Below are 23515 nucleotides of genomic sequence, written 5' to 3' on the forward strand. Positions count from 1 at the left end.
CCCTCAGACCCTGGTCAGACGCAGGTCCTGGTAGTCGTACGAGAAGTCCGCGTCCGGACTGACCGCCTTCATCGTCGCCGAGACCGGCCGTCCGTTCTCGAGGGTGAAGGTGATGAAGACGTCCTCCTCGCGCCGGTCCGTGAAACGCGTTCTCAGGGTGTCGCCGTCATACGGCTCCAGCGGGCCCTGCAACGCCGGGGTGCGGCTGAAGGTCAGCCACAACACCACGTCCCGCGCCTCGATGGTGATGTCGCCGTACCAGGGATCGCGCCACGTGCCGGCATAGGCCGCCAGCGGCAGGGACGGCGGCGCGCCCGCGGCCTGTCTGGCGTCGATTTCGGCGGCGGCCGCAACGGATCTGGCATCGCCCTCGGCCCGCAGACGCACGCCGTCGGCGACCCAGTCGAAATCCGCCTTGCCCATGACGATGTCGGTGATCCCGCTGCGCAGCGCCCGGGTCAGGAAGCTCTCCTCGGCATTGGTGAAATACGAGAAGCCCGCGTTCCGTCCGGGGATCAGCACCGTGCCCGAGACATAGCCGGGCGCTCCTCCGCCGTGGGTGATCATCCGCTCGCCGCGATAGTCCTGCACCTGCCAGCCGGTCGCATAGGTCGAGGCGATGGCCCGCCCCGGCAGGGTCTCCGTCGGCCCCGCCGAGCTGGAGATGATGATGTTGGGCCGCCACATCTCGTTGGCGCGGGCTTCCGAATACAGCCGCGTCCCGTCCGGCAGGGCCCCGCGCGCCAGCTGCACCGCGATCCATTTGGCCCAGTCGACCGGGGTGGTGACGAAGCCGCCCGCGGCCCCCGCCGAGGACCAGTTCCACACCTCCTGGATCGACCGGCCGATGGTCTGCATCTCGCCCTGGTAGCGCAGCGGCGGCCCCAGCCGGCCGTGCGGCAGGGCCGACTTCGCCGGGTCGGCGGCGGTCATCAGCGGCAGGGTCTCGCTCATGCCCAGCCGGTCCAGAATCCGGGTCTGGACGAAATCCTCCCACGCCATGCCCGAGGCCGCCGCCACCACCTCGCCCGCCACCACGAACATCAGGTTGCAGTAGTGGTAGGTGGTGCGGAAGCTGTCCTCGATCGGCACATGCGGCACGGCGGCCATGATCTCGGCCCGCGTCCGGTCGCTGTTGGGCCAGAACAGCAGGTCCCCGGCGCCCAGCCCGAAGCCGATCCGGTGGCTGACCAGATCGCGCACCGTGACCATGGCGTTCAGTTCGGGCTTCGACAGGCTGAACCCTGGCAGATACGTCCGCACCGGCTCGTCCCACGCGACCTTGCCCTCGTCGATCAGCATGGCCAGGGCGGCGCAGGTCACCGCCTTGGTGTTGGAGGCGATGGCGAACAGGGTGTGTTCGTCGACCGCCGCCCCGCCGATGGCCCGCACGCCGTAGCCGCGGGTCAGCGCCGCCTCGCCGTCCTTGACCAGCGCCACCGACACCGCCGGCTGATCCGGAAAGGCCGCCATGACCCGCTTCACATAGGCGTCGACCTGGTCCGCCAGCGTCGCGCTGTCGTTGGCCGCCCGGGCCCAGCCCCGCGACGGCAGGACGGCCGCTCCGGCCACGGATGAAATCAGCGCGGCGCGGCGCGTGAGGCGGATGGACATGCAGGCGACTCCCGGGGAACCCGGCGCGGACGCTAGCCCGCCCGCGCGGACCCTGTCCATCGCCGCCTCAGCGCCGCGTCTCCCAGGCCATCCACACGGCCACGACGGCGATGCCCCCGGCCATCACGGCGCGCAGCACCGGCCCCTGCATCCGCGTCACCACCAGGCCGCCGGCGCGGGCCGCGCCCAGCACGATCAACGAATGAACCGCCGCCGCCACGAGCAGATGCAGCCCGCCGAGGGTCAGCGCCTGCGCCAGCGGCGAGCCGTGGTCCGGGCGCATGAAGGTCGGCAGCAGGGCGACATAGAAGACCGCCGCCTTGGGGTTCAGCAGATTGCCCGTCAGGCCGCGCAGGAACAGGCCGCGCACCGTCCGGTGCTCGTCCCCGTCGCCGGCCGCCGGGTCGCCGTCGCCGCGCCAGGCCTCCCACGCCAGCCACAGCAGGAAGACCACCCCGGCCCAGCGGATCAACTGGAACAGCGGCGGCCAGATCACCAGCGCCTGGGTCAGGCCGAAGGCGGCGGCCAGCATCCAGATCGCCAGCCCGACCGTCACCCCCGCCACGGCGGCGAACCCGGCCAGTCGCCCGCGCGCCAGCGACACCAGCGCCAGCCACCCCATGTTCGGCCCTGGCGTCAGCTCGATCAGGGCGACGGCCACGAGGAAGGGAAGGATGACGCCGGGATCGACCGGCCAGGCGGCGTGGGAGATCAAGAGGGTCGCTCCGGTGACCACGAAGGTCTGTCGCTCGAACTATCGCCTGCCCGGCGGGAAGACCAGAGACGGAACGCCGGTCTTCCCGGCCCGGGACGACCGGCAATCTGCGGCGGAAAGGTGGCTGGTTCTGAAGGCCACGTCATGAAGAAGATGTAACTCGCTCGAGCCCCGGCCGGACGATATGGAAAGGAAACTTGACGGGCCGCACCGCCCGACCACGCGCAGGGGGCGCACCTCATGACTTCAATCCGGTTCCTGCTGCTTGTCGGCACAGCCCTGGCGACCTCGTCGGGCGCGGCCTTCGCCCAGACGCCGGCTCCCGCGCGCCCGGCTCCGGCGCAGACTCCGCCGCCGGCCGCGGCCGCTCCGCAGGAAGAGGCTCCGGCCGAGGACGCTGAAGAGTCCGAAGACGCGGCGGCGCTCGACGACGTGGTCGTCACCGCCCAGCCGAACGAGGTCCGCACCTCGATCGACTCCGTCAGCTACAGCCTCGCGAACGACCTGCAGGCCGCGACCGGAACCCTGGCCGAAGCCCTGCGCAACGTGCCCTCGGTCGAGGTCGATCCCGACGGGAACGTCAGTCTGCGCGGCGACGCGAATGTGACCATCCTGGTCGACGGCCGGCCCTCGACCCAGTTCAACGGCCCCAGCCGCGGCCAGCTGATCCAGCAGATTCCGGCCAGCCAGTACGCCCGCATCGAGGTGATGACCAACCCCTCGGCCGCCTACAGCCCCGAGGGGTCCGGCGGCGTGATCAACCTCATCTCCAGGCCCAACGCCCCGCGCCCGGGGAATACGACCACCGGTTCGCTCAGGGCCAATATCGGCGACAACGGGCGCTACAATTTCGGCGGCAGCATCGCCCAGGTGATCGGAAAGACGACCCTGTCGGCCGACCTCGGCGTGCGCCACGACCTCTTCCTGCAGCAGGTGGAGCGCGTCCGCGAACGCTTCGACGCCGGTTCGGGCCAGTTCCTCGAGGCGCGCCAGTCCCAGAACATCGAGGGCGACAACGACAACATCTTCGTGCGGCTGGCGGTCGAGCACAATCTCGACGACAAGACCCAGCTGACCGGCGACGTCCGCCATGTCGACGTCGACAGCCTGGCCGACGCGGTCGACCTCTATGAGGCGGACGCCGCCGGCGGGGGCCTGGCCACGGCCTACACCCGCAACTCGCGCGGCGGCTTCGCCGGCCAGTTCTCGGGCGGTTCGGCGCGGCTGCTGCGCCGCTTCAACGATCAGGGCCATGAATGGTCCAACGAGGTCCGGTTCGACCGCAACCGCTTCACCTTCGGCTTCGACACCGAGGTCGATCAGCGCATCCCGGCCGCGCCCCGCGCCTTCGAGACCATCGACAACCGCAACCGCCAGAACCAGATCGGGGTCACCAGCGCCTATGTCCGCCCCCTGGCCGACGGCGGCCGGCTGCGCCTCGGCTATGAGCTGCAGGCGGTCAATCTGGAGCTCGACAATTTCGTCGCCCGCGGCCCTTCGCCGGCGGCCCTGGTCCGCGATCCCATCGTCTCCAACGAGTTCCACGTCGACCAGGCGGTGCACGCCCTCTACGCCACCTGGGAGCGGCCGTTCAGCGAGAAGCTGTCGGCCCAGTTCGGCCTGCGGCTGGAACAGGCCGATATCGACCTCGACCAGGTCACCACCGGCATCCAGTCGTCCAACGCCTATTTCCGCGCCTATCCGACCGGCCACCTGCAGTACACCCTGCGCGAGGGCGAGACCCTGCGCGGCAGCTACAGCCGCCGCATCCAGCGGCCCGGCCCCCAGGACCTGAACCCCTTCCTGACCTACCAGGACAACCTCAACTACCGCTCCGGCAACCCCGACCTGCTGCCCCAGGAGACCGACTCCTTCGAGGTGATGTGGCAGAAGCGCGTCCAGCAGACCTTCTACCAGGCCACCCTCTACTATCGCGACACCACCGACGCCTTCACCCAGGTGACCAGCGAACTGCCTGGCGGCATCTTCCTGACCCGGCCCGAAAACCTGGGCTCCAGCACCTTCACCGGCCTCGAACTGGTCGCCAACGGCGCGCTGCACCCGACCCTGCGCTACAACGCCAGCGTCAACGCCTGGCGCCAGGCGATCGACGCCTCGGGCATTCCCGGCGCCGTCGACCGCGAGGGCGAGAGCGTCGGCGGCCGCCTGACGTTGAACTGGCAGCCGACCGAGGTCGACTTCCTGCAGGTGTCCGGCATCTGGACGGGAGATCAGCTGCTGGCCCAGGGCGTGCGCGAGCAGGCCACCCTGGTCAACCTCGGCTACCGGCGGAAGCTCAACAAGGACTGGTCCTTCCAGGCCACCGTGCGCGACCTCTTCGACCAGTTCGGCTCGACCACCACCCTCGAGACGCCGACCTTCAGCGACCGCACCAGCCAGACCTTCGGCGGGCGCGCGGCCTATGTCGGCCTGACCTGGACCTTCGGCTCGGGCCAGCGGCGGCCGCCGGAACAGTTCGACTTCACGGCCCCGACCACCGGCAACTGACGGCGTCGGGGAGGCGGTCCCGTCCTGGCCCCTTGTGTGGCGGGATCGCCACACCCAGATTTGCGCCATCTCAAGGCGTCGCTTCCTGAAAGGGCGTGCTTGAGCGCACAGTCCGCCTGATCAGGGGAGCCGCCGTGAATCTCGACCTCTACTCCGACCGCGCCAAACAGGCGGTCCAGTCCGCCCAGTCGCTGGCCCTGGCCCGCCGCCACCAGCAGTTCGCCCCCGAACATCTGCTCAAGGTGCTGCTGGAAGAGCGCGACGGCCTCGCCCGCAACCTGATCACCGCCGCCGGCGGCGACGCGGCCAGGGCCGAGGCCGCGACCGAAACGGCGCTCAAGAAGCGGGCCCAGGTCACCGGCGGCTCGGGCCAGATCTATCTCGACGGCGACACCGCCCGGGTCTTCTCCAGCGCCGAGGAAGCCTCGAAAAAGGCCGGCGACGCCTTCGTCACCACCGAACGTCTGCTGTCCGCCATCGCCCGCGAGGGCGGCGTCGCCGCCGAGGTGCTCAAATCCGTCGGCGCGACCCCCGACAAGCTCGACGCCGCCATCGCCGACGTCCGCAAGGGCAAGACCGCCGACAGCGCCGGGGCCGAGGACGCCTATGACGCCCTCAAACGCTACGCCCGCGACCTGACCCTGGCCGCCCGCGACGGCAAGATCGATCCGGTCATCGGCCGCGACGAGGAGATCCGCCGCACCATCCAGGTCCTCGCCCGCCGCACCAAGAACAATCCCGTCCTGATCGGCGAGCCCGGCGTCGGCAAGACCGCCATCGTCGAGGGCCTGGCCCTGCGCATCGTCAACGGCGACGTGCCGGAATCCCTGCGCGACAAGGTCGTCATGGCCCTCGACATGGGCTCCCTGATCGCCGGCGCCAAATACCGCGGCGAGTTCGAGGAGCGGCTCAAGGCCGTGCTGGCCGAGGTCACCGCGGCCGAGGGCGGCATCATCCTGTTCATCGACGAGATGCACACCCTGGTCGGCGCGGGCAAAGGCGACGGCGCCATGGACGCCTCCAACCTGCTGAAGCCCGCCTTGGCCCGCGGCGAGCTGCACTGCGTCGGCGCCACCACGCTGGATGAGTACCGCAAGCATGTGGAGAAGGACGCCGCCCTCGCCCGCCGCTTCCAGCCCGTCTTCGTCGAGGAGCCCAGCGTCGAGGACACCGTCTCCATCCTGCGCGGCATCAAGGAGAAGTATGAGGTCCACCACGGCGTGCGCATTTCCGACAGCGCCATCGTCGCCGCCGCCACGCTCAGCCACCGCTACATCACCGACCGCTTCCTGCCCGACAAGGCCATCGATCTCATTGACGAGGCCGGCAGCCGCGTCCGCATGGCCGTCGATTCCAAGCCCGAGGCGCTGGACGAAATCGACCGCCGTCTGGTCCAGCTCAAGATCGAGCGCGAGGCCCTGAAGAAGGAGACCGACAAGGCCTCCGTCGCCCGTCTCGAAAAACTGGAAGACGAGATCATCGACCTCGAGGGCCAGTCCGACGACCTGACCAGCCGCTGGAAGTCCGAGAAGGAAAAGGTCGGCCAGGGCGCCCAGCTGCGCGAAACCCTCGACCGCCTGCGCGCCGAACTGGCCGCCGCCCAGCGCGCCGGCGACCTGGGCCGCGCGTCAGAGATCGCCTACGGCCAGATCCCCCAGATCGAGAAACAACTCGCCGACGCCGAGGCCGCCGAGGCCGACAAATCCGGCCCCCTGACCCCCGAGGTCGTCGACGCCGAACAGATCGCCCAGGTCGTCTCCCGCTGGACCGGCGTCCCCGTCGACAAGATGCTGGAGGGCGAGCGCGAAAAGCTGCTCAAGATGGAGGACGCCCTGTCCCGCCGCGTCGTCGGCCAGGATGAGGCCCTGACCGCCGTCTCCGACGCGGTCCGCCGCGCCCGCGCCGGCCTGAACGACCCCAACCGCCCGCTGGGCAGCTTCCTCTTCCTCGGCCCCACGGGCGTCGGCAAGACCGAGCTGACCAAGGCCCTGGCCGAATTCCTGTTCGACGACGAGGCCGCCATCACCCGCATGGACATGTCGGAATACATGGAGAAGCACAGCGTCTCCCGCCTGATCGGCGCCCCTCCCGGCTATGTCGGCTATGACGAGGGCGGCGCCCTGACCGAGGCCGTGCGTCGCCGCCCCTATCAGGTCGTCCTGTTCGACGAGGTGGAAAAGGCCCACCCCGACGTCTTCAACGTCCTGCTCCAGGTGCTCGACGACGGCCGCCTGACCGACGGTCAGGGCCGCGTCATCGACTTCAAGAACACGTTGATCATCATGACCTCCAACCTCGGCTCGGAGGCCCTGGCCGGCCAGGGCGAGGGCGACGACGTCGAGAGCGTCCGCCCCTATGTCATGGAACAGGTCCGCGGCCATTTCCGCCCCGAGTTCCTCAACCGCATCGACGAGATCATCCTGTTCCGCCGCCTCGGCCGCGACCAGATGGCCGGGATCGTCCGCATACAGATGGCCCGGTTCGAGAAACTGCTGGCCGACCGGAGACTGACGATCTCGCTGGACGACAGCGCCTACGCCTGGCTGGCCGACAAGGGCTACGACCCGGTCTATGGCGCGCGGCCGCTCAAGCGGGTGATCCAGAAGGATCTCGTCGATCCGATCGCGCGGAAGCTTCTGGCGGGCGAGATCGAGGACGGGTCGGTGATCGCCGTGTCAGCGGGGGATGGCGGGCTGGAGATCGGGAAGGCGCGGGTGCACTAGGGTCGTTCTCAGCCGTTGCTCCGCCATGGGGGAGAATCGGGAATTCGCGGATCCCTCATTTGCGGATTCTCGTATGCCTTTGATTGGAAGTACTCGCCACAAGATCAGAATAACCAGAATGCCCAAGCATGGCGATCAGCCAAGCCGTTTTAGCCAACCGTTTCGATCCCACCCTCGTCCGCGGGCGCAGCGAGCCGACCAACGCTTTGGACAAGACCGAAATACTGACTGGCGACGGTCTTCGGACCCTCACCACGATACCGGCCGTGGTGGATCTTCTGGAGCTCTCGCTCAAAGATGCCGGCGACGTAACTTGTCTTGTAGTCTGCGTATTCGCTCTTGAGAACATTGATAACCGGCTCGTTTAGTCGACCTATTACCTGTGAATTCAAAGTTTGAACGTTAATCGGCCCACGATTAAGCCGGCCACGATCAACATACTCAGCGGTTATCATCCAAGGCGATTTTGGTCCGTTGGCACGTTGGCTTTCCGAGAAGTAGGCGGCCATGTCGTCAAACTGCCGTCGGTGGAAATGGATGATCAGCGGCAGGATAACATTTAGTTCAATGGGAACTCGCTCATCCCACATGGTGACGCAAGACTTAAGGATATCAAAGATCTGCTCAGCGTCGCGGAGCGTCACTTTGTAGGCATCCATCGCGCCGACGAAAATTTCCGATGGCGACGTCTCAAACGGCGTGCCGAGTTTGGAAAGATCTATGTCGTTGAGGGCAAACAAATAGTCGCTGAATGCTGCCAGATCGCGACTTTCGAAACGATAGTGACGGTGGAAAAATCTTAGGAGATAGCCTGCGCCATCAAATCCTTCGCCGTAAACTGCCCGCACGGAATGCGCGAGCTGGTCACCGTCAGTGGCAATGAGGAAGATCGTATTGTCGATATCGAAGAGGTGCTTGACCTGCTCCAGCATTTCTATGGCGTAGGTTGGCCGACAGCGATCTAGTTCGTCGATCAGGACAAAAAGCGGAAGCTTGACCTCAGTCTCGGCTTCAAGAGAGGCCAAGATGGTCTTCAACCGGTTCTGGAACTGCGCCGCACTATCGATCCGCGATTTATAATCGGCGATTTTCCGGTCCACGAATTTGGTCAGGAGCGTGGTGATCTCGGTTGCGACTGCTCCGCTGACCGCTGCTTCGTTGCCCTCAAGGTATTCCTCGATCTGCTCAGGGAGAAAATCGTCGCGCTCTAACAGCGCGCCGATCTCATCGACCGCCTGCCCGGCGTACTTCTCGGCCAATCGACGACCCACCCCTTTGATTAGCGCTGCAAAGATAGTTGCGCCGTGGGCTTTGGTTGCGTCCCACGATTTTCGGACTGCGTCATTCTTGGCGAAATAGGGAGCAAGGCTTTCCTCTATCGAAGCCATGACCGCCACCACGGGTTCTTTTGTGCTGTCGTCCCGCCATGCGTTGACGAAGGCCGTCAGGTGCCCCTCGGCGCGCATCTGCGCCGCGAGGCGCTGCATGAAGAAGGATTTTCCGTGGCCCCAACTTGCGTTCAGGTTGACGACATAAGCGCCAGGAATTGAGGCTGCTCTACGCTCGGCGTGACGCCGGACCAGAAACTCATAGAGGAGTTGCCCGTCCGCCTTTCGGCCAAGCAAATCGCCCTTCCAAATCTGAGCCAAATCAACCGTCATATTGCCCCGCCACGTGTCCCACGGTTGCAACGTCCGGTGTCTGCTGATCGTGGTCAAGAGAGGAAGGAGACAATGCCGGCAATCCGCCGCCAGCGAGACGACTTCGCACGCCGAACCCCCTGATCCGTCGCGCGATCCCGCAACCAGCAGCGTCATCTCCCAGCCGCAGGAACGGCCCGTGCGACAATCCCGCCCTGACCTTCGCCCGCGATCTTTGACAATCAAATCCCACCCAAGGCAGGCGCACGATGTGAACGGTGTGAACGGTGTTTTTCCTCACCCCGCTGAGTCCGATGTGTCCGCCTTGTCCCCCGTTTTCCCCGCCGACTCCGGACTCTCCGCCCAAAGAAAAAGGCCCCGGCGTCACCACCGGGGCCTCATCCATTTCAGCGAAGTCGCCGCTTAGCGACGGCTGCGTCCGCGATCACGATCGCCGCCGCCGCCTTCACGCTTCGGACGGCCGCCGGTGTCGTCCGACAGGGCCGGTTCACCGCGTTCAGCGCGCTCGGCGTTGATCTTGTCGGTGATGTCCTCGCCGGTTTCCTGATCGACGACCTTCATCGACAGCTTGGTCTTGCCGCGGTCGTCCATGCCCAGGAATTTGACCTTCACTTCCTGGCCTTCGGTCAGGACGTCGGCCGGGTTGGCGACGCGTTCCAGGCTGATCTGCGACACGTGGACCAGACCGTCCTTGGCGCCGAAGAAGTTCACGAAGGCGCCGAAGTCGACGACCTTCACGACCTTGCCGGAGTAGATCATGCCGGGCTCGGGCTCGGACACGATCGACGAGATCCAGTTCTTGGCCGCGTCGATCTTCTCCTGGTCCGAGGCGGCGATCTTCACCGTGCCGTCGTCCTCGATGTTGATCTTGGCGCCGGTCTTTTCGACGATCTCGCGGATGATCTTGCCGCCGGTGCCGATGATGTCGCGGATCTTGTCGGTCGGAACCTTGATCGACTCGATCTTGGGCGCGTATTCGCCCAGCTCGGTGCGGGCGCCGTCGATGGCCTTGTCCATCTCGTCGAGGATGTGCAGGCGGCCGGCCGAAGCCTGGGCGATCGCCTTGCGCATGATCTCTTCGGTGATGCCCGCGACCTTGATGTCCATCTGCAGCGAGGTGATGCCTTCGCGCGTGCCGGCCACCTTGAAGTCCATGTCGCCCAGGTGATCTTCGTCACCCAGGATGTCGGACAGGATGGCGAACTCGCCCGAGGGCTCGAGGATCAGGCCCATGGCGATGCCCGAGACGGGACGCTTCAGCGGCACGCCCGCGTCCATCAGCGCCAGCGACGATCCGCAGACCGTGGCCATCGAGGACGAACCGTTGGACTCGGTGATCTCCGACACCAGACGGATGGTGTAGGGGAAGTCTTCCGCCGACGGCAGCATCGGACGGATTGCCCGCCAGGCCAGCTTGCCGTGACCGATTTCCCGACGGCCGGCGCCGCCCATCCGACCGGTCTCGCCGACCGAATAGGGAGGGAAGTTGTAGTGGAGAAGGAATTTCTCCTTGTAGGTCCCCGACAGGGCGTCGACGTACTGCTCGTCCTCGCCGGTGCCCAGGGTGGCGACCACGATCGCCTGGGTCTCGCCGCGGGTGAACAGGGCCGAGCCGTGGGTGCGCGGGAAGACGCCGACTTCCGAGACGATGTCGCGGACCTTGTCGAGGGCGCGGCCGTCGACGCGATGGCCGTTGTCGATGATGTCGCGGCGCAGGACGTGGGCCTCGCATTCCTTGAAGGCGACGCCGAACTTGGCGCTGTCCACGCCGTCCGGGTTGTCGTCGGTCTTCACCAGCTTCTCGGCGGCCTTCTTCTTGGCCACGTCGACGCCCGTGCGGCGCTCGTACTTGCCGGCGTGGGTGTAGGCCGCCTTGATGTCCTCGCCGACCAGCGACTGGATCGAGGTGACGATGTCCGACACGTCGTCGGGCTGGAAGTCGAAGGGCTCCTTGGCGGCGTGCTCGGCCATCTCGATGATGGCGTCGATCACCGGCTGCATGCCGCGATGCGCGAACATCAGGGCGTTCAGCATGATCTCTTCCGACAGCTCCTTGGCTTCGGATTCGACCATCATCAGGGCGTCCTGGGTGCCGGCGACGACCAGGTCCAGCTGCGAGTCGGGCAGTTGGTCCAGGGTCGGGTTCAGCACGAACTCGCCGTCGATGTAGCCGACGCGCGCGGCGCCGATCGGGCCCATGAAGGGCACGCCCGAGATGGTCAGGGCGGCCGAGGCGGCGACCATGCCGACCACGTCCGGGTCGTTCTCCATGTCGTGCTGCAGCACGGTGATGACGACCTGGGTCTCGTTCTTGAAGCCCTTGACGAACAGCGGGCGGATCGGGCGGTCGATCAGGCGGCTGACGAGGGTTTCCTTCTCGGTCGGACGGCCTTCACGCTTGAAATAGCCGCCCGGGATCTTGCCGGCGGCGAAGGTCTTTTCCTGGTAGTTGACGGTCAGCGGGAAGAAATCCAGGCCCGGCTTGGGCGCGCGACCGTAGACGACGGTGGCGAGGACGACGGTCTCGCCGTAGGTGGCCAGAACGGCGCCGTCGGCCTGACGGGCGATGCGGCCCGTTTCCAGCGTCAGCGGGCGGCCGGCCCAGTCGATCGTCTTGCGTTTGATATCGAACATGTTTCGTCTTTCGTATCCCGCGGGCGGATTCCGCGCGGGGTCCCATCAGTGGGTGGAGCGTCGGGCGTTCAGTCCTTCGGTCCATGGGCGTCCGCGCCATCGCGGAAGACCCGGGAAGAAGAGGACCGGTATGGCCCTCGCGTCATGCGCCGATCGTACCGCGGCGCGCGGCTGGTCTCTGGATGCGGAAAGAGGCGCGGACGTGGCCCGCGCCTCGAAACTCTTCCGCGATCTGCGCTTAGCGGCGCAGGTTCAGCTTGCCGATCAGGGCGGTGTAGCGCTCGCGATCGACCTTCGACAGGTGGTCAAGAAGGCGACGACGCTGCGAGACCATCTTGAGCAGGCCGCGGCGCGAGTGGTTGTCCTTCTTGTGGGTTTTGAAGTGTTCGGTGAGGTTGGCGATGCGTTCCGAGAGGATCGCGACCTGGACCTCGGCCGAGCCGGTGTCGCCGGCGGTGCGGGCGTTGTCGGCGATGACTTCGTTCTTGCGTTCAGCAGTAATCGACATCGGGAGTCTCCATGTTGGAGCCCCTGCTGGTTCCCTGCTTGAGGGGGGTCAGGGGAGATTAAAAACGCGGTCGGGTTCTAGCCGGCCGGCCCGCAACTGACCGAGAGCGACGAGGGTCTGTCCCTGGAAGGCTGAAACGGTTCTGGAGCCATCCCGAAGGCGGCTTTTGAGCGTTTCGACCTGTCGGGGGAGCAGAACGATCGGTCGTCCCTGACGAAGCGAGAAGGCGTCCTGGTCCGTCACGGCCAGCTCCGGGATGTCGTCCAGGGCGGTCGCGACGGGAAGCAAGCCTTCCGAGGCGGCGTCCCTATGCACCAGATCGGTCAGGAAATCCAGCGTGACGGCGTTTTCCGTCGAGAACGGCCCGACCCGCTCGCGGCGCAGGGCCGAAACATGCCCCTCGGCGCCCAGCATGATCGCCAGATCGCGGGCCAGCGACCGGACATAGACGCCCTTGCCCGTGCGTATGGTGATCTCGACATGGTCGGCGTCCGGCGCGTCGGTGACCGCCGCCTCATGGATGGTCACACGGCGACTGGCCAGTTCGAAATCGGCGCCCTCGCGGGCCAGGTCATAGGCGCGCTGGCCGTCCACCTTGATGGCCGAGAACTGCGGCGGCACCTGATCGATCTCGCCGACGAAGGCCGGCAGCGCCGCCCGCACGGCTTCCACGTCCGGCCGCACGTCCGACCGGGCGGTGATCTCGCCCTCGCGGTCGAGGCTGTCGGTGGTGACGCCCCAGTTGACGGTGAAACGATAGACCTTCTGCGCATCCATCATGAACGGCACGGTCTTTGTGGCCTCGCCCAGGGCGATGGGCAGGATGCCGCTGGCCAGCGGATCCAGCGTCCCGGCGTGGCCCGCCTTCTGGGCGTCGAACAGGCGGCGGACCTTCGACACGGCGTCGGTGGATCCCATGCCGTACGGCTTGTCGAGGCAGACCCAGCCGTTGACGATCTCGCCCCGTTTCCGGCGACCCATCAGGCCGGGCCGTCCTCTTCCGCGTCGTCATCCTCGAACGGCGACACATAGACGTCGGCGCGCACCCGGGGATCGTCCAGCAGCCGGTTCAGGCGCTCGGCGGCCGCGAAGCTCTCGTCGTGGCGGAAGCGCAGGTCGGGGGTGAAGCGCATGTCGATATGCCGCCCCAGCGCCCCGCGCAGGAATTTGGCGTGAACGTTCAGCGCCTTGACGATCTCGTCGATATGGCCGGCGACCGGCGCCGTCTCGACGCCCGCGCCCAGCGGCTCGACGAAACAGGTGGCGTGTTTCAGATCGGGCGACAGCCGCACCTCGGTGACCGTGACCGACACCCCGACCAGGGCCGGGTCGCGGATCTCGTTCTCGCGCATGACCTCGACCAGGGCGTGGCGGATCATTTCGGAGGCGCGCAGCTGGCGCTGGCTGACGGTGCCGGCCTTGGCGGCGGGCTTCTTCGGTTTGCGGTTGCTCATGCTCTGTCCTCGTCGCCTGTCGGGGATCGGACCCGGCCTGAAAAAGCGAAGCCGCGTCGGGTCGGAAAGGCGGAGCCTTTCGAACGCGGCAAAAATAAAAGAGCGCGGGGTCTAGTCCCGTGCGGCCCTGGTGTCCAATTCCGCGCGATCGATGGTCGCCATGACCTCGGCCGAGGTGATCGACCGGATCGGGCGCACGGGCAGGCCCGCCGCGTTCAGAATCCCCGCGCTCCAGTGGTTGCACAGATGGCCGATCGAGAAATGCTCCCGGCTGGCGAAGAAGCGCGCGTCGTCGCCCGCGCGGGCCGCCGCGATGCGCGGGTGGCCGTCGCTCAGGTCGAGCGAGCCCTGGATATGGTCCGCCATGGCGTCGAAGCCTGCTGCGGAGAGGCGAAGGGTCCGGCGAGTTCCGGGCGCGTAGGCCGCGCGCGGATCCCGCTGCGCCGGGTCCAGCATGATCACCGAGGCGTTGCCCGGCTTGAAGAAGGCCCGCAGGCCGTCGGGCAGGCGGCTCTCCATGGGGCTCTGGTCGACATAGAATTTCGCGTCGCCCCAGCCGATCAGGATCCAGTCGCCCGGCGCCAGGCCACGGACGGCGTCCGCCAGCGGCCCGCGCCGCGCCTCGAGCGCCCGGCGGGGAACCGCCAGGTCGGTGTGGAAGCCATTGTCGAGCAGGTGGACCTCGACCAGGGCCTCATCCGCGCGGGCAGGCCAGAGCGCCGGGTCGCCGGGCGCCGTCCACGTCCAGACGGCCGCGAAGGCGGCCAGAACGGCGACGGCCAGAAAGCGCTTCAGGCCCCAGGATTCCCGGCGGCGGCGTTTCATCTCTGACGGAAGCTCCACGCGCCGCACAGGGCCGAGGGTGCGGCATCGGGGCCGACGACAGTTCGGGCCCGGAAGATCAGCACGTCCACCTGGTTCTGACGGTGCAACAGGGCGACCACGCCGGGCGTCGCGCCGCCGCAAAGCGCCGAGGCCGCGACGGTCCGACCATGCGCCGCGGGAACGATGCGGCGCAGTTCGATCTGCGCGTCGGCCGGAGCCCCCCAGCGGCCGGCATACGTCTGGCCCGCGACGAAGGCTTCCCGTCCGGCGGCGATGCGAAGCGGTCGGGTGTGGAAGGTTTCGCCCCTGTCGAACCGCAGGTCGGCGCCGACGAAGGCGACAGCCCCGGCCGTGACGCGGGTCGCCTCATCAGTCGGGCCGTACTCGCCGGCAAGCATCGCATCCGTCGCGTCCGCCGCCACGATCCCGGGGTCCGTTGCGACAGCCGTCCTGAGACCCGATAGCCCATCGGCGGCGCCCGACGGCAGCCGGCCCGCCCAATCGGCCACCCGGCCGGCCGCGGGGACAGCCTCGTCCCGCACGGCCCGCCAGGCCTCGATCGCGTGGCGGTTCTCGATGGCCAGAAGGAACAGCACCAGGCACAGGAAGGCCAGCGCGCCGGCGAGGCGTTTCAATCCGGTCTGTCGGGGGAGGGCGGCGGCGGACATCGCCGCAACCTTAGCGAGGCGGAATGCGGAGGTGAACGCCTATCGCGCCACAGGCGCGTTGGCATCGTCCGCGGCGCCGCCCGCGGGAGGAACCGCCCACTCGCCGCGCCAGTCGTAGGACAGCTGGACGCAGTGCCGATAGGTTCCATCCGGCCAACGCCCGACGGCGTGAACCGCCAGCGGGCGGGCCAGCCGCACCCGGCCCAGCACCATCCAGGCTTCGTCCGAACCAGGACAAAGCGCCCGGCCCAGGGCCCGGCCGCCGCCCTCGGGCGTGATCGAATAGACAGACGACTCGGTCGAGCCGGCCGGGAGGGCGCGTCGCACGGCGTCGGGGCCGCCGCGCCGGATATCGGCCTGGCCGCGGTTCGAGGTGGAGATGATCCGCCGCACGCTGATCGCGCCGAACAGGCCGCGCTCGGCTTCCAGGGTGATGCCCCGCGTCAGGGCCTGGGTGACCCGGTCCGAGGCGTTGTAGGCGAGAAAGCGCGTCTCCGCCGCGGCGGGGCCGGCCGAGGCGACCTGGGTGACGGCGGACAGGGTCAGGACGGCGATCAGGAAACGGCGCATGCGGTTTGATCTCCGACAGGTAAGGCGAAAAGGCGGCGCGGCCCTCTCCCTCCCCTTCATGGGGAGGGACGATCGCGAAGCGATCCGGGTGGGGAATTGCTTCCTCAGGCCCGGACGGCGGAAGCTTCACATTTCCCCACCCGGGCTTCGCTGCGCTGCGCCGTCCCTCCCCACTTCGGGGGAGGGAGAACCCTAGTCCAGCGTGCGCTTGATCTCTTCGACCGTGAAGCACTCGATGTAGTCGCCGGCCTTGATGTCCTGGAAGCCCTGGAAATGCATGCCGCACTCCTGGCCCGACGGGACCTCGTTGACCTCGTCCTTGAAGCGCTTGAGCGTCGTGAGGGTGCCCAGCTCCAGAACCACGACGTCGTCGCGGATGATCCGGACCTTGGCGCCCTTGCGGACCACGCCCTCGGACACCCGGCAACCGGCGATCTTGCCGGTCTTGGAGATGTCGAAGACCTGCAGCACCGCGGCGTTGCCCAGGAAGGTTTCCCGTTGCAGCGGGGCCAGCATGCCGGACAGCACGCCCTTCATGTCGTCCAGCAGGTCGTAGATGATCGAATAGTAGCGGATCTCGACGCCTTCGCGCTCGGCCAGGTCGCGGGCCTGTTTCGAGGCGCGGACGTTGAAGCCGAGGATCGGCGCGCCGGCCGACTTGGCCAGCTGGACGTCGCTTTCGGTGATGCCGCCGGCGCCCGACATGACGGTGCGCGCGCGAACCTCCTCGTTGCCCATCTTGTCCAGCGAGCCGACGATGGCCTCGGCGGAACCCTGCACGTCGGCCTTGATGATGACCGGCAGTTCCGAGACCTTCTTGGACTGCAGCTTGGACATCATGTCGACCAGGCTGACCTGGTTGATGCCGCCCGTGGCCTTCTCGCGCTTGATGCGGTCACGGTACTCGGTCAGCTCGCGGGCGCGGGCCTCGTTCTCGACCACGGCGAACGGATCGCCCGGGCTCGGAGCCTCGTCGAGACCCAGGATCTCGACCGGCACCGACGGACCGGCTTCGGTCAGCTGCTCGTTGCGTTCGTTCAGCAGGGCGCGAACCTTGCCCCAGGCGGAACCGGCCACGACGATGTCGCCGCGCTTCAGCGTGCCGCGCTTGACCAGGACGGTGGCGACGGGGCCGCGGCCCTTGTCCAGCTTGGCCTCGATGACCACGCCTTCCGAGGAGCGTTCCGGATCGGCCTTCAGGTCCATGACCTCGGCCTGCACCAGGATGGCGTCGATCAGACCGGTCAGATTGGTCCGTTCCTTGGCCGACACCTCGATGATCTGGGTGTCGCCGCCCAGGCTCTCGGCGATGACTTCGTACTGCAGCAGTTCGTTGACGACCTTCAGCGGGTTGGCGTCCGGCTTGTCGATCTTGTTGACCGCGACGATGATCGGGGCGCCGGCCGCCTTGGCGTGCTGGATGGCCTCGATCGTCTGGGGCATGACGCCGTCGTCGGCGGCCACGACCAGAACCACGATGTCGGTCACATTGGCGCCGCGGGCGCGCATCGCCGAGAAGGCGGCGTGGCCCGGGGTGTCGAGGAAGGTGACGCGGTCGTCGCTGGGCAGGCGAACCTGATAGGCCCCGATGTGCTGGGTGATGCCACCGGCCTCGCCCGAGGCGACGTCGGTGGTGCGCAGGGCGTCCAGCAGGCTGGTCTTGCCGTGGTCGACGTGGCCCATGATGGCCACGACCGGCGCGCGGGGCGTGGTCGCCTCGTCGTCGATCGCGTCGGACAGGAAGCCCGTCTCGATGTCGCTCTCCGACACGCGGCGCACGGTCATGCCGAACTCGTCGGCCACCAGTTCGGCGGTGTCGGTGTCGATGACGTCGTTGATCTTCATCATCAGGCCCTGCTTCATCAGGAATTTGATGATGTCGACGCCGCGCACGGCCATCCGGTTGGACAGCTCCTGCACGGTGATGACGTCGGGGATGACGACTTCGCGCGGACGGTTCGGCGCATCGGTGGAGCCGCCCTTGCGCTTTTCCTTCTCGCGTTCGCGGGCGCGGCGGACCGAGGCCAGCGAGCGCATCCGCTCGGCGGTGTCGCCGTCGCCTGCAACCGACTGGATGGTCAGGCGGCCTTCGCGGCGCTTGGGCTCGCCGCGGGTGCGGCTGACGGCCTTGCCGGCGTCCGAGAAACGCTTGTCGCGATCATCCTCGGGCTTCAGCGGGCGGGCGAAGCCGCCGCCGGGCGCGCGGCTCGGACGGGCGACCTCGGCCTGGGCCGGGGGTGCGTTCGGGGTCGGACGGCCGCCGGGGCCGGTGCGCGGACCCGGACGGGCGGCGCCCGGCGCCGGGCGCGGAGTCAGGGCAGAGTAGCGGACGGGTTCGGCCGGCCGGCCGGTCGGGCGGGCCGGAGCGGCGGGACGGTCGGAATAGGCGCGTTCACCGCCGCCCATGGCTTCCTCACGGGCCGAGCGGCCGCCGAAGGCGGGGCCGGCCGGAGCGCGGGAGGGGTTCGGGGCCTTGGGCACGCGCTGGCCGAAATTGACCACCGGGCGCGCGGGCGGAGCCGGGCGGGCCGGGGCGGCGGGGGCTGGAGGCGGGGCGGCGGCCTCGACCGGAGCCGGGGTCGGCGCCACCGGGGCGGCCGGAGCAGGCGTCGGCGCAGCGGCGGCCGGGGCGCGCTTGGCGGGGGCCGGGGCCGGAGCGGCGGCGGTCAGCTTGGACGCCTCGGCGCGGGCGGCCTCGGCGGCGGCGCGGGCGGCGGCGGCTTCCGCCTGTGCGGCGTTGGCCGCCTGGGCCGTGGCGGCGGCCTGTTCATGCGCGGCCTGGTCGCGGCGCGCCTGTTCGGCGGCAGCGGCCTGGGCGCGTTGGGCCTGGGCCTGGGTCGCCAGCTCGATAGCGCGGCGGCGGGCCTCCTGCTCCTCGTTCGACAGGCGGCCGCCGGCGGGTCCGGACGGCATGGCCGGACGCGGCGCCTGGGGCGCGGGCGCGTCGGTGCGCGGACGTGCGGCGACGTCGAAGCCCTGCGGGCGCTGATGGCCCGGCGCGACGCCGGCCCGGGGTCGCTTGGTCTCGACCACCACGGTCTTGGTGCGGCCGTGGCTGAAGCTCTGGCGCACGGTGCCGGTCGAAACCGATCCCGCCTGCCGGGGCTTCAGGCTGAGCGGCGCCCGCGGACCCGTCGTGGACGGAGTTCCGGTCGGAGCCTGCGGTGCGCCGTCGTTGGTCTTGTCGTTCTCGTCAGTCATCCGGTCGCTTTACTCGGAACAGCGGGCAGTCCGCTGTCGTCTCGTTCAAACACAAAAAATCGCGCGTCGCCCTGCCCCCAAATCAGGGAGCAGAACCCCGCCCGTTCAAAACCTTGTTCGGCATCCCAGCCGCTTCATCGCCCCACTGCGGAGGCGTCAACGGTCGAAATCCCGCCAGTCGTTCGACCTCTATGGTCCAGCGATCGGCCCGCCCGCCCTCAAGCAGGACGGCGTGTATCGCATTTTCCAGCCCAAGGGCCAAACTCAAATCGTCCGCCGTGAAGACGCCGCAGACTTTCGGGGGCGGAGTCATGTGTTTCGCCAGCGAAAGCAGCTTGCCGCGGCCGTCGGCGGACCCGTCCGCCGCCTCTATGATCCACGCGGCCTTTCCCGACCGGACATTGGCCAGGGATTTCTCGAAACCGGAGATAAGCACGCCTTCGCGACGGGCAAGCCCCAGCTGGTCCAGACAGCGTTTGACCAGCAGGTTTTCGACCGTGTCCGCCAGGTCGGCGGCGGGCTTCATCGGCGCCTTGGCGGCCCGCGAAAACAGGTTCTTCTTCACCGCCGTCTCGATCGAGGCGCGGTCCGCCGCGACCCACAGGCCGCGTCCCGGCAGCTTGCGCGCCAGGTCGGGGGCCACCGAACCGTCCGGAGCGGCGACGAAGCGGATCAGGCGAGATTCGTCCATGACCTCGTGGGTGACGAGGTCGCGTCGCTCTCTATCGATCGTCGCTTCGCGCAGACTCATGAACGATCCGGTCTCCCATCACGCGTCGGGGGTTTGTTCGGGGTCCTCGGCGAGGACCTCCGCATCGTCGCCTTCGACGGCTTCGGCCTCATCGCCTTCCGGCGCGGCGGCGAAGACGGCTTCGGCGTCGTATTCGCCTTCGGGCAGTTCTTCCTCGTATTCCGGCTCGGGCGGCTGCGGCAGTTCCGAGGCGTCGATCCAGCCGGCGGCGACGCGCGCCTGCAGGATCAGCATTTCAGCCTCTTCCTGGGCCAGGTTGAAGCTTTCCAGCACACCGGGGACCTTGACCCGTTCGCCGTTCTTCACTTCGTAGCCGCCGCGGATTTCGTCGGTGGCCAGGTCGGCCAGATCCTCGACGGTCTTCACCCCGCCTTCGCCGAGGGCGACGGCGATGGCGCCGGTCACGCCCGGAACGGCCATGACGCCGTCCTCGACGCCCAGCTCGACGCGCTTGGCGTCAAGGATGGCGGCCTGACGGTCCAGGAAGTCGCGGGCGCGAGCCTGCAGCTCCTCGGCCGTGTCCTCGTCGAAGCCCTCGATGTCCGAGATCTCGTACGGTTCGACGAAGGCCAGATCCTCGACCGTGGCGAAGCCTTCGGTGACCAGCAGCTGGGCGATGACCTCGTCCACGTCCAAGGCCTCCTGGAACAGCACGGTGCGTTCGCTGAACTCGCGCTGGCGGCGCTCGGAGTCCTGGCTTTCGGTGATGATGTCGATCTGCCAGCCGGTCAGCTGCGAGGCGAGGCGGACGTTCTGGCCGCGGCGGCCGATGGCCAGCGACAGTTGCTCGTCCGGCACCACGACTTCAACGCGGTCAGCTTCCTCGTCCAGAACCACCTTGGACACCTCGGCCGGGGCCAGGGCGTTGACGATGAAGGTGGGCTCGTCGCTGTTCCACTGGATGATGTCGATCTTCTCGCCCTGCAGTTCGGCGACGACCGCCTGGACCCGCGAGCCGCGCATGCCGACGCAGGCGCCGACCGGATCGATGGAGGAGTCGTTCGACAGCACGGCCATCTTGGCGCGCGAGCCGGCGTCGCGGGCGGCGGCGCGGATCTCGATCACGCCGTCGTAGACCTCGGGCACTTCCTGGGCGAACAGTTTGGCCATGAAGCCGGGGTGCGAACGCGACAGCATGACCTGCGGGCCCTTGGCCTCGGCGCGGACGTCATAGATGTAGGTACGGATCCGGTCGCCGATGTTGAACACCTCGCGCGGGATCGAGTCGTTGCGGCGCATGATGCCCTCGCCCCGGCCCAGGTCGACGACGGTGTTGCCGTATTCGACGCGCTTGACGGTGCCGTTGACGATCTCGCCGACGCGGTCCTTGAACTCTTCGTACTGGTTGGCGCGCTCCGCCTCGCGGACCTTTCCGGTCACCACCTGGCGGGCCATCTGGGTCTGGACGCGGCCGAACTCGAAGGGCGGCAGGGTCTCGACGTATTCCTTGCCGACGAAGGCCTCCGGATCGCGCTTGGAAGCGTCGGTCAGGCGGACCATGGCCGAGTCGTTGAACTCTTCCAGCTCGTCCTCGGGCTGCCAGTCGTCGGCCACGATGGTGACGTGACGCGTCAGGGCCAGTTCGCCCGACTTGATGTCGATCTTGGCGCGGATGTCGTGATGGGCGCCGTAACGCGACTTGGCGCCCTTCTGGATCGCCTCCTCGATCGCCTCGACGACGATCTCCTTGTCGATGTTCTTCTCGCGCGCGACCGCGTCAGCAATCTGAAGCAGTTCGAGTCGGTTCGCGGAAACGCCGGCAACAGCCATGATCAGTCCTCGGTCTCGGTAGAGTTGTCGTTACGGGCGGCGCGCTTCTCGGCGCCCGCCTTCATCAGTTCGTCGGTCAGCACCAATTTGGCGTCGACCAGCCATTCGAAGGGAATGAGGGCGGTGTCCTCTTCCCCTTCCAGATCCATGGCGACATTGTCGCCGTCCGTGCCGGCGATCACGCCCTTGAAGCGTTTGCGCCCCTCGATCATGCGGTCGCTTTCCAGCCGCGCCTCATACCCCTCGAACAGGTCGAAATCGCTCAGCCGGGTGAGGGGGCGGTCGACGCCCGGCGACGACACCTCCAGCAGATATTCGCCGTTGATCGGATCGGCGGCGTCGAACACCTCCGACACGGCGCGGCTCAGGCGGGCGCATTCCTCGACGGCGATGTCGTGGTCGCTCGGTCGCTCGGCCATGATCTGCAGCCGGCGGCGCAGGGTGCCGCCCATCAGCCGCACGCGCACGATATCGAGGCCCAGGCTCTCGGCCACGGGTTCGATCAGCTCCAGCAGCTGGCGGTCTTCGGCGGTCTTGGCCTTCAAAGGCTTTGGTCCAAACAAAAAGCGGCGGGCCCGACGGCCGCCGCTTCAAACGGCGCCGTTAGGACGCCGGTCTAACGATGTGGGACGGCGTATAGCTCCCCGGATCGCCTTTGTCAGCCCCTGACGTCAGACCAGCGCCAGCGTGCCGAGATAATCCCGCTTGCCCAGTTCGACCCCGGCATTGCGCAGGATGGCGTAGGCCATGCTGACGTGGAAGTAGAAGTTCGGCAGGGCGAAGCTGGTCAGATACCCCGCGCCCTCGAAATCCAGCTCGACGCCGGGGAAGCGTATTTCGATCCGACGCGTCTCGCCGCCCTCGAAGGCCGCGGCGTCCGTCGCCTCGATGACGGCGATCGAAAGCGCGATGGTCGCCTTGAGTTCGGCCAGGGTCGCCTCTGAATCGTCGGTCTTCGGCCAATCCTGACCGGTCAGGCGCGCGACACAGCTGCGCGCCGAAAAGGCCGCCATGCGGACCTGATCGGGAAAGGGCTTCATGTCCGGGGCCAGCCGCGCGTCCATGATCGCCGCCGCGTCCAGCCCGGACTGGACGGCCTTGTCGACCAGGCCCGACAGAACGTTCAGTCCCCGGAGGAACAGGGTCGCGGAGGCGTCTTGGAGGGCCAGGCTCATGGATCGAAGTCCTTGGTTCAGACCGACCTGGTGCTAGGTCGCGCGGATGAAATCCAGAAAGATCGGCGGCGTATCGCCAAGCTTCTTTTCTTCATAGCGGGTGACGACGTGATCGGCGGGCGCCGTGAACCAGTCAATGGCCGGGTCGAACTGCCGGACCAGACCGGGCGTGCGCTCGAACCGCTCCAGCGCCCATTCCGCATAGTCGGTCCAGTCCGTCACGAACCGCAGCCGGCCGCCCGGCTTCAGCAGTCGCGCGATCTCGGCCGCCGTCTCGTCCTGGACCAGCCGCCGCTTGTTGTGCCGCGCCTTGTGCCACGGGTCGGGGAACAGGATCATCACCCGGTCGAGACTGGCGTCCGGCAAGGCCGTCATCACGTCGCGCGCGTCGTCGGCGTGCAGGCGGACATTCTTCAGCCCGCGCTCGTCGATGTGGCGCAGGGCCGAGCCGACGCCGTTGAGAAACGGCTCGCAGCCGATCATCAGCACATCCGGATGACGGCTCGCCTGTTCGGCCAGATGTTCGCCGCCGCCGAAGCCGATCTCCAGCCAGACGCCCGCGGCGCCGGGCATCAGCGCCGACGGATCGATCGGCCCCGCCTTGGGGTCGGGCAGGGCGATGGACGGCAGCAGGGTGTCGAACAGCGCCGCCTGCCGCGGCTTGATGGCGCGCGACTTGATGCGGCCGAACGAGCGCAGCGGGCGGTGGGCAGTGTCGTCTGAAGAAGCCATGGGCGC

General features: G+C 67.9%; 18 protein-coding genes. 2 read left to right on the top strand and 16 right to left on the bottom strand.

Annotated elements, in window-relative coordinates; all coding sequences use genetic code 11:
• Positions 1 to 3: 3 nt before the first annotated feature.
• Together ASD59_RS10830 and ASD59_RS10835 are read right to left on the bottom strand one after the other, a co-directional pair.
• Positions 4 to 1614 carry a serine hydrolase gene (locus ASD59_RS10830; RefSeq protein WP_055831649.1) on the bottom strand — a complete coding sequence of 537 codons (1611 nt, stop codon included), beginning with the start codon at positions 1612 to 1614 and terminating at the stop codon, positions 4 to 6.
• A gap of 67 nt (positions 1615 to 1681) precedes the next feature.
• Positions 1682 to 2329: a LysE family translocator gene (locus tag ASD59_RS10835; protein WP_235561806.1), complete on the bottom strand. Its 648-nt coding sequence runs from the start codon at positions 2327 to 2329 to the stop codon at positions 1682 to 1684.
• Positions 2330 to 2569: 240 nt separating this feature from the next.
• Between ASD59_RS10835 and ASD59_RS10840 the strand changes: the two genes are divergently transcribed.
• Entirely contained in the window at positions 2570 to 4837 is a 2268-nt protein-coding gene (locus ASD59_RS10840) for an outer membrane beta-barrel family protein (RefSeq protein ID WP_055831650.1), read from the top strand.
• A gap of 134 nt (positions 4838 to 4971) precedes the next feature.
• A complete protein-coding gene (clpB, locus tag ASD59_RS10845; RefSeq protein WP_055831774.1) occupies positions 4972 to 7560 on the top strand; it encodes an ATP-dependent chaperone ClpB in 2589 nt (862 codons plus the stop codon).
• A 149-nt stretch (positions 7561 to 7709) separates the two neighbouring features.
• On the opposite strand, the gene ASD59_RS10850 is transcribed toward clpB, so the two are convergent.
• The 14 genes from ASD59_RS10850 to trmB form a co-directional block, all read right to left on the bottom strand.
• Positions 7710 to 9377 carry a KAP family P-loop NTPase fold protein gene (locus ASD59_RS10850; RefSeq protein WP_082560161.1) on the bottom strand — a complete coding sequence of 556 codons (1668 nt, stop codon included), beginning with the start codon at positions 9375 to 9377 and terminating at the stop codon, positions 7710 to 7712.
• A 246-nt stretch (positions 9378 to 9623) separates the two neighbouring features.
• Positions 9624 to 11855 carry a polyribonucleotide nucleotidyltransferase gene (gene pnp, locus ASD59_RS10855; RefSeq protein ID WP_055831652.1) on the bottom strand — a complete coding sequence of 744 codons (2232 nt, stop codon included), beginning with the start codon at positions 11853 to 11855 and terminating at the stop codon, positions 9624 to 9626.
• Between the two features lie 238 nt (positions 11856 to 12093).
• Positions 12094 to 12363: a 30S ribosomal protein S15 gene (rpsO, locus tag ASD59_RS10860; RefSeq protein ID WP_055831653.1), complete on the bottom strand. Its 270-nt coding sequence runs from the start codon at positions 12361 to 12363 to the stop codon at positions 12094 to 12096.
• 48 nt (positions 12364 to 12411) lie between these two features.
• Complete coding sequence (gene truB / locus ASD59_RS10865; RefSeq protein WP_055831654.1) at positions 12412 to 13344, bottom strand: tRNA pseudouridine(55) synthase TruB; 933 nt, start codon at positions 13342 to 13344, stop codon at positions 12412 to 12414.
• Positions 13344 to 13817 carry a 30S ribosome-binding factor RbfA gene (gene rbfA / locus ASD59_RS10870; RefSeq protein ID WP_055831655.1) on the bottom strand — a complete coding sequence of 158 codons (474 nt, stop codon included), beginning with the start codon at positions 13815 to 13817 and terminating at the stop codon, positions 13344 to 13346. The genes truB and rbfA overlap by 1 nt, the downstream gene beginning before the upstream one ends.
• A 111-nt stretch (positions 13818 to 13928) precedes the next feature.
• Entirely contained in the window at positions 13929 to 14642 is a 714-nt protein-coding gene (locus ASD59_RS10875; RefSeq protein WP_082560162.1) for a DUF2459 domain-containing protein, read from the bottom strand.
• On the bottom strand, positions 14639 to 15277 hold the full coding sequence (locus ASD59_RS10880; protein ID WP_055831656.1) for a hypothetical protein: 639 nt from the start codon (positions 15275 to 15277) through the stop codon (positions 14639 to 14641). The genes ASD59_RS10875 and ASD59_RS10880 overlap by 4 nt, the downstream gene beginning before the upstream one ends.
• 72 nt (positions 15278 to 15349) lie before the next feature.
• A complete protein-coding gene (locus ASD59_RS10885; protein WP_055831657.1) occupies positions 15350 to 15880 on the bottom strand; it encodes a hypothetical protein in 531 nt (176 codons plus the stop codon).
• Positions 15881 to 16072: 192 nt separating this feature from the next.
• Positions 16073 to 19081 (bottom strand): translation initiation factor IF-2, encoded by a 3009-nt coding sequence (gene infB, locus ASD59_RS10890; RefSeq protein WP_055831658.1) that lies wholly within the window; start codon positions 19079 to 19081, stop codon positions 16073 to 16075.
• Positions 19082 to 19163: 82 nt separating this feature from the next.
• A complete protein-coding gene (locus tag ASD59_RS10895) occupies positions 19164 to 19832 on the bottom strand; it encodes an RNA-binding protein (RefSeq protein WP_055831659.1) in 669 nt (222 codons plus the stop codon).
• 18 nt (positions 19833 to 19850) lie between these two features.
• The gene (nusA, locus tag ASD59_RS10900; protein WP_055831660.1) at positions 19851 to 21602 is read right to left on the bottom strand and encodes a transcription termination factor NusA; all 1752 of its coding nucleotides are present in this window, start codon (positions 21600 to 21602) and stop codon (positions 19851 to 19853) included.
• Positions 21603 to 21604: 2 nt separating this feature from the next.
• The gene (rimP, locus tag ASD59_RS10905) at positions 21605 to 22147 is read right to left on the bottom strand and encodes a ribosome maturation factor RimP (protein WP_055831661.1); all 543 of its coding nucleotides are present in this window, start codon (positions 22145 to 22147) and stop codon (positions 21605 to 21607) included.
• A 126-nt stretch (positions 22148 to 22273) separates the two neighbouring features.
• Complete coding sequence (locus tag ASD59_RS10910; protein ID WP_055831662.1) at positions 22274 to 22777, bottom strand: DUF1993 domain-containing protein; 504 nt, start codon at positions 22775 to 22777, stop codon at positions 22274 to 22276.
• A 33-nt stretch (positions 22778 to 22810) separates the two neighbouring features.
• Positions 22811 to 23509 carry a tRNA (guanosine(46)-N7)-methyltransferase TrmB gene (trmB, locus tag ASD59_RS10915; protein ID WP_055831663.1) on the bottom strand — a complete coding sequence of 233 codons (699 nt, stop codon included), beginning with the start codon at positions 23507 to 23509 and terminating at the stop codon, positions 22811 to 22813.
• Positions 23510 to 23515 lie beyond the last annotated feature (6 nt).

The sequence above is a fragment of the Brevundimonas sp. Root608 genome, assembly GCF_001427825.1.
Classification (GTDB): Bacteria; Pseudomonadota; Alphaproteobacteria; order Caulobacterales; family Caulobacteraceae; genus Brevundimonas.